We start from the raw sequence: 13,648 nt of genomic DNA on the forward strand, positions 1-13,648 counted from the left end.
GTCCCTCGTCCGAGTGACCCACCGCGCCGGGGCTGACGAAGCTTCATAACCTCGGCTCATGAGCCACTCTCCGCGCACCCGCACCGTCGTCAGCTGCACCCTGCTGGTGATCTCCCTCGGCGCGGGCGTCACCGCCTGCGGGTCCGACGGCGGCAACCCGCTGTCGGCCAAGCCGTACGACGCGGCGGGGCAGATCTCCTTCAACGGCCCGTCCGGCAAGGGCAAGAAGGTCGACCCCGACAAGCCCCTGGCCGTCACCGCCTCCGGAGACGACGGGCGTATCACGGATGTCACCGCCGTGGACGCCACGGGACGCTACGTCACGGGCGAACTCGTCGCCGACGGCACTCGCTGGCACAGCACCTCCCCGCTGGCCGCCAACGCCCATTACACGGTGCGGGTGAGCACGGAGGACGAGGACGGCGCCCCCGGCCGCAAGGTCCTCACCTTCGACACCAGCAGGCCGACCACCAAGAAGAGCCTGACGGTGAAGTTCGGTCCGGACGCGGGCCGGTACGGCGTCGGCCAGCCGGTCACCGCCGAACTGAACATGCCCGTCAAGGACAAGGCACAGCGGGCCATCGTGGAACGCGCGCTCAGGGTGGACTCCGTGCCCGCCGTGGAGGGTGCCTGGCACTGGGTGGACGACAAGGAACTCCACTACCGCCCCAAGGACTACTGGCCCGCCCACGCCACCGTCCAGGTGCGCAGCGACCTCGACGGCGTGAAGATCAGCGACCGCCTGCGGGGCGGCACTTCGAAGGGCCTCAAGCTCACCACGGGCGACAAGATCGTCGCCGTGACGGACGCCGCGTCCCACGAGATGACGGTCTACAAGAACGACGAGGAGATCAACGAGATCCCCGTCACCACCGGCAAGCCCGGCTTCGAGACCCGAAACGGCGTCAAGGTCGTACTGGGCAAGGAGTACTTCGTACGGATGCGCGGAACCACCGTCGGCATCTCCGAGGGCTCCTCGGACTCGTACGACCTCCCCGTCTACTACGCGACCCGCGTCACCTGGAGCGGCGAGTACGTCCACGCCGCCCCCTGGTCGGTGGGCTCCCAGGGCTCCGCGAACGTCAGCCACGGCTGCACCGGCATGAGCACCAGCAACGCCGAGTGGTTCTTCGACACCATCCACGAGGGTGACGTCGTCAAGGTCGTCAACTCCGACGGCGACGAGATGGAACCCTTCGGCAACGGCTTCGGCGACTGGAACCTCGGCTGGAAGAACTGGCGAGGCGGCAGCGCACTGGTGGGCGGAACGCCGGACGGGCCTCGGCCGGAGGATGCGGCACGGCTCCGTCCTGAGTCCGTGTGAGACGCGCCCCAAAGGGACGCGGGGAACTGCGCGAGCAACCACGACCGGCCCGCAGCCGCGAAACCGCGGGCCGTCCCGAGCCACTAGGCGCTCAAGGCCCGCTTCTCACGCAGCAGGGAGGCGAGGGAGGCCGCGAACTCAACGGGGTCCACAGGCAAGGTCACCGCGGCCTCCGCACGGCTCCACGTGGCGAGCCACGCATCCTGAGGCCGCCCGATCAGCACCAGCACCGGCGGGCAGTTGAAGACCTCGTCCTTCACCTGGCGGCACAACCCCATGCCCCCCATCGGCGAGGACTCCCCGTCGAACACACAGACATCGATCCCGCCCCGGTCCAGTTCCTTCAGAACCGCCGCGGGCGTCGCGCACTCCAGGAACTCGACCAACGGCACGTCGGACGCCGGCCGCTTGCCGGAGGCCAGCCGCACCTGCTCGCGGGTGTTGGAGTCATCGCTGTAGACCAGCACCGTGGCGGTCGCCTGCATTCTTCCTCCCAAGGTCCGTTGCGCGGATGCTACTCCTTTGAACACCCCGTCAACACCTGTTGGAACACCCCTGCGATGGGCCATACGGGCAGTACACACACTGCGAACACTCCGAACGGCACCCCCCGGAGTGAGGGCGGGATAAGCGACCGACATAATGTCGGTCGTGGCGACAGCAACGACAGTAGAAACCGGGCACGCGCACCCGTCGGTCAACCGACCGAACCTCACCAGCGTCGGAACCATCATCTGGCTGAGTTCCGAGCTGATGTTCTTCGCGGCCCTCTTCGCGATGTACTTCACCCTGCGATCGGTGACCGGTCCGGACCACTGGAAGGAGATGGCGAGCCATCTCAACATTCCATTCTCCGCGACCAACACCACGATCCTGGTGCTCTCCTCCCTCACCTGCCAGCTCGGCGTCTTCGCCGCCGAGCGCGGGGACGTGAAGAAGCTCCGGGGCTGGTTCATCATCACGTTCGTGATGGGTGCGATCTTCATCGGCGGTCAGATCTTCGAGTACACGGAGCTGGTGAAGAAGGACGGCATCTCGCTGTCCTCCGACCCGTACGGCTCGGTGTTCTACCTGACCACCGGGTTCCACGGCATGCACGTGACGGGCGGCCTCATCGCCTTCCTGTTCGTCCTCGGACGTACATACGCGGCGAAGAGGTTCACCCACGAACAGGCGACCGCGGCCATCGTCGTGTCCTACTACTGGCACTTCGTCGATGTCGTCTGGATCGGCCTCTTCGCCACGATCTACTTGATCAAGTAGTCGGGCCCGATCCCGCGCGCGGCCAAGAAGCGCACATTCCAGAAGCATCGACGCAGAAGATCCTGACACCGGGGTAATCCGTGAAAAAGCTCTCCACACGACGACGCCATCCGCTGGCGGCGGTCGTCGTACTACTCCTCGCGCTGGCGGTATCCGGGGGGGTGTTCAGCTTCCTCGCCCCCGCGGGCAAGGCGCAGGCCGACGAGTCCGCTCAGTCCCTCGCCATCGACGAGGGCAAGAAGCTGTTCGCCGTCGGCTGTGCAAGCTGCCACGGCACCGGCGGTCAGGGCAGTTCCGACGGCCCGAGCCTGGTGGGTGTCGGCGCTGCGGCGGTCGACTTCCAGGTCGGCACCGGCCGGATGCCGGCGCAGCAGCCGGGTGCTCAGATCCCGGCCAAGAAGGTCATCTACTCCCAGGCCGAGATCGACCAGCTCGCGGCGTACATCGCCTCGCTGGGCGCCGGTCCGGTCATCCCGACGAAGAACGAGTACGGGCCCGCCGGTTCGGACATCGCCAAGGGTGGCGAGCTGTTCCGCACCAACTGCGCCCAGTGCCACAACTTCACCGGGAAGGGCGGCGCGCTGACGCACGGCAAGTTCGCGCCGAGCCTCGAAGGCGTTGCCCCGAAGCACATCTACGAGGCCATGCAGACCGGCCCGCAGAACATGCCTTCCTTCCCCGACACCACGCTGTCGTCGAAGAACAAGAAGGACATCATCGCGTACCTCAACGCGGTCAACGGCGACAACACCGAGAGCCCCGGCGGGCTTGAGCTGGGTGGTCTCGGTCCGGTCAGTGAGGGTCTCTTCGCCTGGATCTTCGGTCTGGGCGCGCTGATCGCGGTAGCCGTCTGGGTCGCCGCTCGGACCGCAAAGGCCAAGAAGTCATGAGTAGCCAAGACATTCCAGAAGAGAACCTGCCCGCTGAGCAGGACGCGCACGGCGCGGTGTCGGTCGCGGACGAGCAGAACCCGTTCGCCGACCCGGGGCTGCCGCCGCACGAGCACCGTGTCCAGGACATCGACGAGCGGGCCGCCAAGCGGTCCGAGCGCGTCGTCGCCTTCCTGTTCACGCTGTCGATGCTCCTCACGGTCGGCTTCATCGCCTCGTACGTGGCGATCCCGCACGACAAGGCGATCTTCGTCTTCCCGATCGGTCACATCAACGCGCTCAACTTCGCGCTCGGTCTGACCCTCGGCGGAGCGCTCTTCACCATCGGCGCGGGCGCGGTCCACTGGGCCCGCACCCTGATGTCCGACGTGGAGATCGCCGACGAGCGGCACGCCATCGAGGCACCCCCCGAGGTCAAGGCCAAGGTTCTGGCCGACTTCAAGGAGGGTGCCAAGGAGTCGGCACTCGGCCGTCGCAAGCTGATCCGCAACACGATGTTCGGCGCGCTGGCCCTGTTCCCGCTCTCCGGCGTCATGCTGCTGCGCGACCTGGGCCCGCTGCCGGGGACGAAGCTCCGCCACACCATCTGGTCCAAGGGCAAGCTGCTCGTCAACATGAACACGAACCTGCCGCTGCGTCCCTCGGACGTGGCCGTCGGCTCGCTCACCTTCGCCAAGCCCGAGGGCCTGGAGGAGACCGACGAGGAGTTCCAGACCGAGATCGCCAAGGCAGCGCTGATGATCGTCCGGCTCCAGCCGGACAACATCAAGGACAAGCGCGAGCTGGAGTGGGCGCACGAGGGCATCGTGGCCTTCTCGAAGATCTGCACCCACGTGGGCTGCCCGATCTCCCTGTACGAGCAGCAGACGCACCACGTGCTGTGCCCGTGCCACCAGTCCACCTTCGACCTCTCCGACGGTGCCCGAGTGATCTTCGGCCCGGCCGGTCACGCCCTGCCGCAGCTGCGCATCGGCGTGAGCGACGAGGGCTACCTCCAGGCGCTCGGCGACTTCGAGGAGCCCGTCGGTCCTGCATTCTGGGAGCGCGGATGAGCACCAACGAGACGCACACATCGGCCACTGCCGCGGCGGGTGAGCGGCGCGACAAAGCACCGGCCGGCGAGAAGATCGCCGACTGGGCCGACGGACGGCTCGGGATCTACTCCCTCGCCAAGTCCAACATGCGCAAGATCTTCCCCGACCACTGGTCGTTCATGCTGGGTGAGGTCTGCCTCTACAGCTTCATCATCATCATCCTCACGGGTGTGTATCTGACGCTGTTCTTCCACCCGTCGATGAACGAGGTGACGTACCACGGCAGCTATGTCCCGCTCCAGGGGCAGTTGATGTCGGAGGCGTTCAACTCGACCATGCACATCTCCTTCGATGTGCGCGGTGGTCTGCTGATCCGGCAGATCCACCACTGGGCGGCGCTGATCTTCCTCGCCGCCATGTTCGTGCACATGATGCGCGTGTTCTTCACGGGTGCGTTCCGCAAGCCGCGTGAGGTCAACTGGCTGTTCGGCTTCCTGCTGTTCGTCCTGGGCATGTTCACCGGCTTCACCGGTTACTCGCTCCCGGACGACCTGCTCTCCGGCACCGGTGTCCGCTTCATGGAGGGCGCGGTCCTGTCCGTGCCGATCGTCGGCACGTACCTGTCGTTCTTCCTCTTCGGCGGCGAGTTCCCGGGCGGCGACTTCGTGTCCCGCTTCTACTCGATCCACATCCTGCTGCTGCCGGGCATCATGCTCGGCCTGGTGGTCGGCCACCTGATCCTGGTCTTCTACCACAAGCACACGCAGTTCGCGGGCCCCGGAAAGACGAACAACAACGTCGTCGGCATGCCGCTGCTGCCGGTCTACATGGCCAAGGCCGGAGGCTTCTTCTTCCTGGTCTTCGGTGTCATCGCGGCCGTCTCGGCGATCGCCTCGATCAACCCGATCTGGTCCATGGGTCCGTACCGTCCGGACATGGTGTCCACGGGCGCCCAGCCCGACTGGTACATGGGCTTCTCCGAGGGCCTGATCCGGTTCATGCCGGGCTGGGAGATCAACTTCTGGGGTCACACGCTCGTCCTGGGTGTGTTCATCCCGCTGATCATCTTCCCGCTGGTCCTGGTCGCGATCGCGGTCTACCCGTTCATCGAGTCCTGGGTCACCGGCGACAAGCGCGAGCACCACATCCTGGACCGCCCGCGCAACGTCCCGACCCGTACGGCCTTCGGTGTCGCCTGGATGTCGTGGTACTTCGTCCTGCTCGTCGGTGGCGGCAACGACATCTGGGCCACGCACTTCCACCTGTCGATCAACTCGATCACCTGGGCGGTGCGTGTCGGCTTCTTCGTGGTGCCGGTGCTCGTGTTCATCGCCACCAAGCGGGTCTGCCTCGGCCTCCAGCGCCGCGACCGGGACAAGGTGCTGCACGGCCGCGAGTCGGGCGTCATCAAGCGCCTGCCGCACGGTGAGTTCGTCGAGATCCACGAGCCGCTCAGCCAGGACGCGCTGCACACGCTCACCGCGCACGAGCAGTACGAGCCGGCCGCGATCGGTGCGACCGTCGACGACAACGGCGTCGAGCGCAAGGTGAAGGGCTCCCAGAAGCTGCGCGCCAAGCTGAGCGAGGCGTACTACGGCGAGGAGTCCCAGATCCCCAAGCCCACCGTCGAGGAGTACAAGGAGATCACGAGCGGCCACGGCCACCACTGATCGCTGAGGCGTCGCCACGCCACAGTCGAAGGGCCCCGTCCGAACACCGGACGGGGCCCTTCGCCGTGCCCCGCGCTGGATAGGGTGGGGCACGTCTTGTGAAGCAGGTTTCTACGACACCCAGGAGCGGCCGTATGAGCGCTGTGACCCCCGCTGGAGGCGACACCGCGGCGGCCCGTTCCTGGCCCGACGTACTGAGCGCGCTGCTCGCCGGACAGGACCTGAGCACCGCCGACACGGCGTGGGCGATGGACCGCATCATGAGCGGTGAGGCGGCGGACGCCCAGATCGCGGGCTTCCTGGTGGCGCTGCGGGCCAAGGGCGAGACCGTCGAGGAGATCAACGGCCTCGTCGAGACGATGTACGCCCACGCGAAGCCGCTGGACATCCCGGGGCCGGCCGTCGACATCGTCGGTACGGGCGGCGACCGGGCCAAGACGGTCAACATCTCGACGATGTCCGCCATCGTGATCGCGGGCACCGGTGCGAGGGTCGTCAAGCACGGCAACCGGGCCTCGTCCTCGGCGAGCGGTTCCTCCGACGTGCTGGAGCGGCTCGGCATCAACCTGGAGCTGTCGCCCGAGCGGGTCGCGCAGGTGGTGGAGGAGGCCGGGATCACGTTCTGCTTCGCGGCCAAGTTCCACCCCACGATGCGGTTCGCGGGCGCGGTCCGGCGAGACCTGGGAGTGCCGACCGCGTTCAACCTCCTCGGCCCGCTGACCAACCCGGCCAGGGTCACCTCGTCGGCGGTCGGCTGCTTCGACACCCGCATGGCCGGGCTCATCGCGGGCGTACTCGCCGAACGCGGTTCCTCCGCGCTGGTGTTCCGCGGTGACGACGGCCTCGACGAGCTGACGACCACGGCCACCTCCCGGGTGTGGATCGTCCGCGAGGGCAAGGTCACCGAGGAGTCCTTCGACCCGCGGGACGTCGGCCTCGAACTGGTCCCCGTGGAAGCCCTGCGCGGTGCCGACCCCGAGTACAACGCGGACGTCGCCCGCCGTCTCCTGGACGGCGAGACGGGCCCCGTACGCGACGCCGTACTCCTGAACTCGGCGGCGGCCCTGGTGGCGCTGGAGGCCGGGGACGGGCCGCTGGCGGACCGGATCCGGGCCGGGATGGCGAAGGCGGCCGAGTCGATCGACTCGGGGGCGGCCAAGCGCACGCTGGAGCGCTGGGCCGCCGCCAGCAACGCATAGCGGCACGGCGGTCGGTGTCCCGCGATCCGGACACGGGTTGCGGGACACCGATCACCTCGCGTAGGTTTTCCGACCAGGTCATGAGTGACAGTCATGAGGCCCCGGCCGACTGTCCGGCAACCCTCCGTCCGTGGCGGGGTGCCCCGGGTGAAGACCAGGCCGTAGGCAGCGAGGTCTGCGGCAAGCGCGGGCCCCTCGAAAGACACCAGGGGTCCTGGTCATCGAGGGAGCTCTCTGTGAGCAAGCGAATGCGATAGGGCGCGAAGCCCCCACTCCGCACATCCCCCTTTACCTTTCCCTGCGCCGAAGCCATGCCCGCTCGCGCAGTGAATTCGCCTGCCTCTTACGGGAGTTCGCCATGTCTGTCTCCACCGTTGCCGCCGCTCAGACCATTTGCAGTGACATTCCGGAGGCGCTGCCCGTTCTCGGCCGGGATGTCACCGTCCCGCTCGTCACGGGCGGCGAAGTCACCTACGCGGCGCTCGACTACGCGGCCAGCGCCCCCGCCCTCCAGCGCGTCTGGGACGACGTGGCGGCCTACGCCCCGTACTACGGCAGCGTGCACCGCGGCGCCGGCTACCTCTCGCAGCTCTCCACGGACCTGTTCGAGAACGCCCGCAGGACGGTCGAGGAGTTCCTGGACTGCCGCGCCGACGACCAGCTGATCTTCACCCGCTCGACCACGGACTCCCTGAACCTCCTCGCCGCCGCCCTCCCCGCCGACTGTCAGGTCTTCGTCTTCGAGACCGAGCACCACGCGTCCCTGCTCCCCTGGAAGGACGCCCGGGTCACCTACCTCAACGCCCCGCGCACCCCGGCCCAGGCCGTCGAGACCCTGGAGCAGGCCCTCGCCGGCCGGGACCCGTACGGCCCGGCCCTGGTCTGCGTCACCGGCGCCTCGAACGTCACCGGCGAGCTGTGGCCGGTACGGGAGCTGGCGGCCGCGGCTCACGCCCACGGCGCCCGTATCGTCCTGGACGCCGCCCAACTGGCCCCGCACCACCCGGTGTCCGTCCAGGACCTCGACGTCGACTGGATCGCCTTCTCCGGCCACAAGCTCTACGCCCCCTTCGGCTCGGGCGTCCTCGCCGGCCGCGCGGACTGGCTCCAGGCGGCCGACCCCTACCTCGCGGGCGGCGGCGCGAGCCGCAAGGTCACGCGGCGCGAGGACGGGGGAGTGGACGTGGAGTGGCACGACAGCGCGGCCCGCCACGAGGCCGGCTCCCCGAACGTCATCGGCGCCTACTCCATCGCGTCGGCCTGCAAGGCGCTCACGGAGGCGGGCTTCGACACCCTGGTCGCCCGCGAGAGGCACCTGATCGAGAAGGTGCGGTCAGGCCTGGCCGAGGTCCCGGAGGTGCGCGTGCTGTCGTTGTTCGGCGACGACGCCCCGAGGGTGGGCGTGATCTCCTTCGTCGTCGACGGCTGGAACAGCTCCCACTTCGCCGCCGCCCTCTCCGCCGAGTACGGCATCGGAGTCCGCGACGGCCTCTTCTGCGCCCACCCCCTGGTCCGCACCCTGCTGGGCAGCGACCCGCAGACCCAGGGCGAGTGCGGCGCCCCCGAGGCGGCCCCGGGCGAGAAGTCCCTCAACGCGATCCGAGTCAGCTTCGGCGCGGGCACCCCGGACGAGCACGTCGAGCGTTTCGTGACGGCGGTACGGGAGCTGGTGACCGACGGTGCGAAGTGGAACTACCGCACGGAGAACGGCCGTTGTGTCCCCACGGTGTGATCTGAACGGGCTGTAGGGCAGCCCACCCAGGGGCGCGGGGCTGTGTCAATCTGCGGCTCCCCCGCGTGGGCGCGACCACTCGGTCCGATGTGACGGGCGTCAGTGCAACCCCCTAGGGGCGCGGGGCTGTGTCAATCTGCGGCTCCGCCGCGTGGGCGCGACCACTCGGTCCGATGTGACGGGCGTCAGTGCAACCCCCTAGGGGCGCGGGGCTGTGTCGATGTGCGGCTCCGCCGGGTGGGCGCGACCACTCGGTCCGATGTGACGGGCGTCAGTGCAACCCCTTAGGGCGCGGGGAACTGTGCGACCAGCCACACACGGCCGTCAGTCGCAAACGATCCGCGCCCCCCACCCCACTAGGCGCCCAACCTCACGAGTCCAACCCGATGGCGAACGCGGCCTCAAGGTCATGCTGCGAGTACGTCCGGAACGCCACGTGCGTATCCGTCCCCTCGACTCCGGGGATCTTGCTGATCCGCCCAGGAATCACCTCGGCCAGATCCTCGTGCTGCCGCACCCGAACCATCGCGATCAAGTCATACGTACCGGTGACGGAAAAGACCTCGCTCACAGATTCGAGCGCGGCGATCGACTCGGCGATCTCCGGAATCCGGTCCACGCTGGTCTTGATGAGGACGATCGCGGTGATCACGGCTGGTTCTCTCCCTCGGGGACCGTTACTGGGGCGGGCCCAACTCTAGTCGCCCGCCCGTCTCCCACCACCGCCCTTCCAAGTCCGCCCTTCGAGCCCTTCTTCTTCCTGAATCTCACCCACGCGTAACCGAAGCCCAGCGTGAAGCCCACGAGGTGGGCGAGGTACGCCACCCCGGGCCCCTGCGCCGCCTGCCCCGCCGCCAGCCACTGGAGGGCCGCCCAGAACGGCAGCACGACCCACGCGGGGAAGCGCAGCGGCAGGAAGAAGAGGAAGGGGAGGAGACTCGTCACGCGGGCCCGGGGGAACAAGTACAGGAACGCCCCGAGGACCGCCGAGATCGCCCCGGACGCGCCGACCAGCGACTGCTCGGAGTCGGCGTTGGCCACCGCGTAGCCCAGCAGCGCCAGGTAGCCGCAGACCACGTAGAACAGGGTGAACTCGACCCGGCCAAGCCGTTCCTCGGTCATCGCTCCGAAGACGTAGAGGAAGAGCATGTTGCCGAGGAGGTGGATCCAGCTGCCGTGGATGAAGAGGGCCGTGACCGGGGTCAGGGCCTCCCGGGCGGGGCTGCCGAACAGGTCGGCCGGGACCACGCCCCAGCGGCGGAAGTACGCCCGCTGCGCGGCGAGCAGCGCGTCCCCGGTGCCGTAGGACGGGACGAAGCCCGAGGCCGGGCCGAGGACGAAGATCAGGCAGCACAGGCCGATCAGGGTGTACGTCATGGGCGTCGAGGTGCCGCGGAACGTCCTGACGAGGGCCGTGCCCCAGTTGCTGATCATGGCTACAGAGCATGACGTAACGGGACGCAACGGGACAGGGTGAATCGCCGCTGTGGACGGCCGAGCGGTGAGTACCCGCCAGGCCGTAGGGTTACGAGCCACACTCGCCGGGGAAACCGGCGATCACGGAAACTGGAACGAGAAGGAAGCGGACAGCCACGATGACGGTTCCCCTGCCGACTGCCTCCACGCGGTGGCGCTGCACCCTCTGCGGCAACCTCACGCGCTTCGACGTGACGCGTTCGTCGAAGGTCGTGGAGTACCTCCACCTGGACCTGGCGGGTGAGCCGAAGGTGGAGGAGCGCGAGGTGGTCAGTGAGACCATCGAGTCGGTGCGCTGCCGCTGGTGCAATGCCGTGGACCAGGTGGAACTCGTGGACAGGCCGGGCGCCGCCTCCTGAGAGGGAGAGGCCCCGCACAGACATTGGGGTGTGAGGATGGTGGAGAACTCAGGCGGGGGGCCGGGCGACGGCGCCGCCGAAGTGCTCGACCGTCCGCTGCCCGACGGCGTGCGGAGAAGAGTCGTACAGATCGTCTCTGACGGCTTCGGCGGCCTCACCGTCGCCGAACTGCCCCCGCAGCTACGACAGTACGCCCGCTTCGCCCCCAACCGGCGCGCCAAGTTCGCGGGCAATGCCATGGCCGCCGCGCTGGAGACCGATCCGCTGTTCCGACAGCGCATCGGGGAGAAGCTGAGAGAGGCCCAGGCGGAGCTCGCGGGCGCTCTCGACTCCGGCTCGCCGCCCCCGGCCGCGGATCCGCTCGACGTGGCGGCCGCGGCCTATGTTCTGCGCCCCACCGGCTGGGTGAAACTCGTGACCGCCGCCGGCGAGGAGGCGCTGCGCGCCGACGCCGAGCGCGCCGACGAGGAGAGCCGGGCCGAACTGGAGCGGCTGCGCGAGGAGTTGGCGCAGGCACGGGACGCGACCCGGGCCGACACCGAGCGGCTGCGCACCGAGCTGGACGCGGCGAAGAAGGAAGCGGACTCGCTGCACCGCAAGCTGCGGGCCGCCCACAGCGACGTCAAGCGCGGCGAGGCCGCCCTGCGCAAGCTGCGGGCCGAGACGGACACCGCGCGCGCCGAGAGCCAGGTCCAGGTGTCCGCGGCCGAGAGCGAGAGCCGCCGCCTCAAAGCCCGGCTGGGCGAGGCGGAGGCGGCCCTGGAGGCCACCCGCAAGGCCGCCCGCGAGGGCCGCAGCGTCGAGGACATGCGGGTACGGCTGCTGCTCGACACCGTGCTGGACGCGGCCCAGGGGCTGCGCCGCGAGCTGGCGTTGCCGCCGGTCTCCGTACGGCCCGCCGAGACCGTCGACGCGGTCGAACCGGGACGGATGACCCCGAAGGACATCGCGGCGCGGGCGTTGTCGGACAACGACCCGGCGATCCTTGACCAGTTGCTCGCGCTGCCGCAGGCTCACCTGGTCGTCGACGGCTACAACGTCACCAAGACCGGCTATCCCCAAATGCCCCTGGAGAAGCAGCGGTTGAGGCTGCTGGGGCAGCTCTCGCAGCTCGCCGCGCAGACCGGCGCCGAGGTCACCTGTGTCTTCGACGGGGCCGAGCTGGCCGCGCCCGTGCTGCTCGCGCCGCCGCGCGGGGTGCGGGTGCTGTTCTCCAAACCGGGCGTCACCGCCGACGAGTTGATCCGCCAGCTGGTGCGCGCCGAGCCGCCGGGCCGGCCCGTCATCGTCGCGTCGACCGACCGCGAGGTGGCCGACGGCATCGCGAAGGCGGGCGCCCGGCCCGTCGCTTCTGCGGTACTCCTGAAGCGACTGTCGTGAAGGTCAACGTACAGGTTTAATGCCGGAATTGACCGAACCGTCACGCAACGTAGCGTCAATGGGCCATCACTGCACGTTGGTTATGTGCAAAGAATGCTTTGAGTGACAGCATTTTTTCGTGTGAGGATTTGAACTGATCACAGAAACATCACTAGGGTCAGGCCTCGAACCTCCGAACGGGTGATCACTCAATAGAAGGAGCTCGACTCCGTGGCGTCCCATCGTCGACCGAAGCAGCCGAGCCGCACGCGCGTCACTGTGCTGACCACCGCAGCCGCTGCCGCCGTTGTTCTCAGCTCCCAGGCCGCGAACGCCGCGCCGAGCGAGAAGCCCAACAAGGACGAGGTCAAGGCGAAGGTCGACGCCCTCTACGAGCAGGCCGAGCAGGCCACCGAGAAGCTCGACGGCGCCCAGGAGAAGCAGGAGAAGCTCCAGAAGGAGATCTCCACCATCCAGGACAACGTCGCCCGCGGCCAGGAGGAGCTCAACAAGCTCCGGGACGGCCTCGGCACGATGGCGAGCGCGCAGTACCGCACCGGTGGCATCGACCCCTCGATCCAGCTGTTCCTGTCCTCGGACCCGGACGACTACCTCGACAAGGCGTCCACGATCGACCAGTTGAGCGCCCAGCAGGTCGAGGCGCTCACGAAGATCCAGGGCAAGCAGCGCGAACTCGCCCAGGAGCGCGCGGAGGCGAGCACCAAGCTCAAGGACCTCTCCGCCACCCGCACCGAGCTCAAGAAGAAGAAGGACGAGGTCAAGGCGAAGCTGGCCTCGGCCCAGAAGCTCCTCAACACCCTGACCGCCGCGGAGAAGGCGGCGCTGGACCAGGAGCAGGCGCAGGCCGCCAACCGTTCCAGCTCGCGCGTGAACCTCGGCAGCACCGGTTCCGCCTCCGGCCGCGCCGCCTCCGCCTTCGCCGCCGCCCAGTCCGTGATCGGCTCCCCGTACGTCTACGGCGCCTCCGGCCCGTCCTCCTTCGACTGCTCCGGCCTGACCTCCTGGGCCTACGCGCAGGCGGGTGTCTCCATACCCCGCACGTCCGAGGCGCAGGCGAACGCCGGCACCCGGATCTACAGCCAGAGCGACCTCAAGGTCGGCGACCTGGTCATCTTCTACGGCGACTTCCACCACGTCGGCCTCTACGCGGGCAACGGCCAGGTGCTGCACGCCCCGCACACCGGCGCCGTGGTGCGGTACGAGGCGATCGGCAACATGACGTTCGAGTTCGGCGTCCGGATCTGATCCGACCGCGACCGTTCTCGTCCGGACCTTCCGGACCGCCCGAACGGGCGAATCGCGACACACCAGGCTGACCCCA

General features: G+C 68.4%; 13 protein-coding genes and 1 riboswitch. Of the genes, 10 read left to right on the forward strand and 3 right to left on the reverse strand.

Annotation, left to right across the window (positions count from 1 at the left end; all coding sequences use genetic code 11):
* Nucleotides 1-58: 58 nt before the first annotated feature.
* Complete coding sequence (locus OG226_RS35185; RefSeq protein WP_329351116.1) at nucleotides 59-1,324, forward strand: L,D-transpeptidase; 1,266 nt, start codon at nucleotides 59-61, stop codon at nucleotides 1,322-1,324.
* 83 nt (nucleotides 1,325-1,407) lie between these two features.
* Here OG226_RS35185 and OG226_RS35190 read toward each other — a convergent pair whose 3' ends face one another.
* A complete protein-coding gene (locus OG226_RS35190) occupies nucleotides 1,408-1,809 on the reverse strand; it encodes a hypothetical protein (protein ID WP_019062390.1) in 402 nt (133 codons plus the stop codon).
* Nucleotides 1,810-1,966: 157 nt separating this feature from the next.
* Here OG226_RS35190 and ctaE point away from each other — a divergent pair, with 157 nt between their 5' ends.
* The 6 genes from ctaE (at nucleotide 1,967) to OG226_RS35220 (ending at nucleotide 9,112) form a co-directional block, all read left to right on the forward strand.
* Nucleotides 1,967-2,587 (forward strand): aa3-type cytochrome oxidase subunit III, encoded by a 621-nt coding sequence (ctaE, locus tag OG226_RS35195; RefSeq protein WP_019062389.1) that lies wholly within the window; start codon nucleotides 1,967-1,969, stop codon nucleotides 2,585-2,587.
* 80 nt (nucleotides 2,588-2,667) lie between these two features.
* A complete protein-coding gene (gene qcrC / locus OG226_RS35200) occupies nucleotides 2,668-3,477 on the forward strand; it encodes a cytochrome bc1 complex diheme cytochrome c subunit (RefSeq protein ID WP_328683831.1) in 810 nt (269 codons plus the stop codon).
* The gene (gene qcrA / locus OG226_RS35205) at nucleotides 3,474-4,529 is read left to right on the forward strand and encodes a cytochrome bc1 complex Rieske iron-sulfur subunit (protein ID WP_328683832.1); all 1,056 of its coding nucleotides are present in this window, start codon (nucleotides 3,474-3,476) and stop codon (nucleotides 4,527-4,529) included. The genes qcrC and qcrA overlap by 4 nt, the downstream gene beginning before the upstream one ends.
* Entirely contained in the window at nucleotides 4,526-6,181 is a 1,656-nt protein-coding gene (gene qcrB / locus OG226_RS35210; protein WP_328683833.1) for a cytochrome bc1 complex cytochrome b subunit, read from the forward strand. Before qcrA ends, qcrB begins: the two co-directional genes overlap by 4 nt.
* A gap of 134 nt (nucleotides 6,182-6,315) precedes the next feature.
* Complete coding sequence (gene trpD, locus OG226_RS35215) at nucleotides 6,316-7,380, forward strand: anthranilate phosphoribosyltransferase (RefSeq protein WP_328683834.1); 1,065 nt, start codon at nucleotides 6,316-6,318, stop codon at nucleotides 7,378-7,380.
* A 76-nt stretch (nucleotides 7,381-7,456) separates the two neighbouring features.
* Nucleotides 7,457-7,573, forward strand: a riboswitch (SAM riboswitch).
* Between the two features lie 165 nt (nucleotides 7,574-7,738).
* A complete protein-coding gene (locus tag OG226_RS35220; RefSeq protein WP_328683835.1) occupies nucleotides 7,739-9,112 on the forward strand; it encodes an aminotransferase class V-fold PLP-dependent enzyme in 1,374 nt (457 codons plus the stop codon).
* Between the two features lie 370 nt (nucleotides 9,113-9,482).
* Here the strand turns inward: OG226_RS35220 and OG226_RS35225 are convergent, their stop codons facing one another.
* Together OG226_RS35225 and OG226_RS35230 are read right to left on the reverse strand one after the other, a co-directional pair.
* Nucleotides 9,483-9,764 carry an Lrp/AsnC family transcriptional regulator gene (locus tag OG226_RS35225; protein ID WP_019062383.1) on the reverse strand — a complete coding sequence of 94 codons (282 nt, stop codon included), beginning with the start codon at nucleotides 9,762-9,764 and terminating at the stop codon, nucleotides 9,483-9,485.
* On the reverse strand, nucleotides 9,761-10,546 hold the full coding sequence (locus OG226_RS35230; RefSeq protein ID WP_329351117.1) for a rhomboid family intramembrane serine protease: 786 nt from the start codon (nucleotides 10,544-10,546) through the stop codon (nucleotides 9,761-9,763). The genes OG226_RS35225 and OG226_RS35230 overlap by 4 nt, the downstream gene beginning before the upstream one ends.
* A gap of 161 nt (nucleotides 10,547-10,707) precedes the next feature.
* Here OG226_RS35230 and OG226_RS35235 point away from each other — a divergent pair, with 161 nt between their 5' ends.
* From OG226_RS35235 to OG226_RS35245, 3 genes are all read left to right on the forward strand, one after another.
* Complete coding sequence (locus OG226_RS35235; RefSeq protein WP_093625796.1) at nucleotides 10,708-10,947, forward strand: hypothetical protein; 240 nt, start codon at nucleotides 10,708-10,710, stop codon at nucleotides 10,945-10,947.
* 36 nt (nucleotides 10,948-10,983) lie between these two features.
* Entirely contained in the window at nucleotides 10,984-12,327 is a 1,344-nt protein-coding gene (locus OG226_RS35240) for an NYN domain-containing protein (protein ID WP_328683837.1), read from the forward strand.
* Between the two features lie 210 nt (nucleotides 12,328-12,537).
* Nucleotides 12,538-13,572 carry a C40 family peptidase gene (locus OG226_RS35245; protein WP_328683838.1) on the forward strand — a complete coding sequence of 345 codons (1,035 nt, stop codon included), beginning with the start codon at nucleotides 12,538-12,540 and terminating at the stop codon, nucleotides 13,570-13,572.
* Nucleotides 13,573-13,648 lie beyond the last annotated feature (76 nt).

It is taken from the genome of Streptomyces sp. NBC_01261 (assembly GCF_036226385.1).
In the GTDB taxonomy this organism is placed as follows: Bacteria; Actinomycetota; Actinomycetes; order Streptomycetales; family Streptomycetaceae; genus Streptomyces.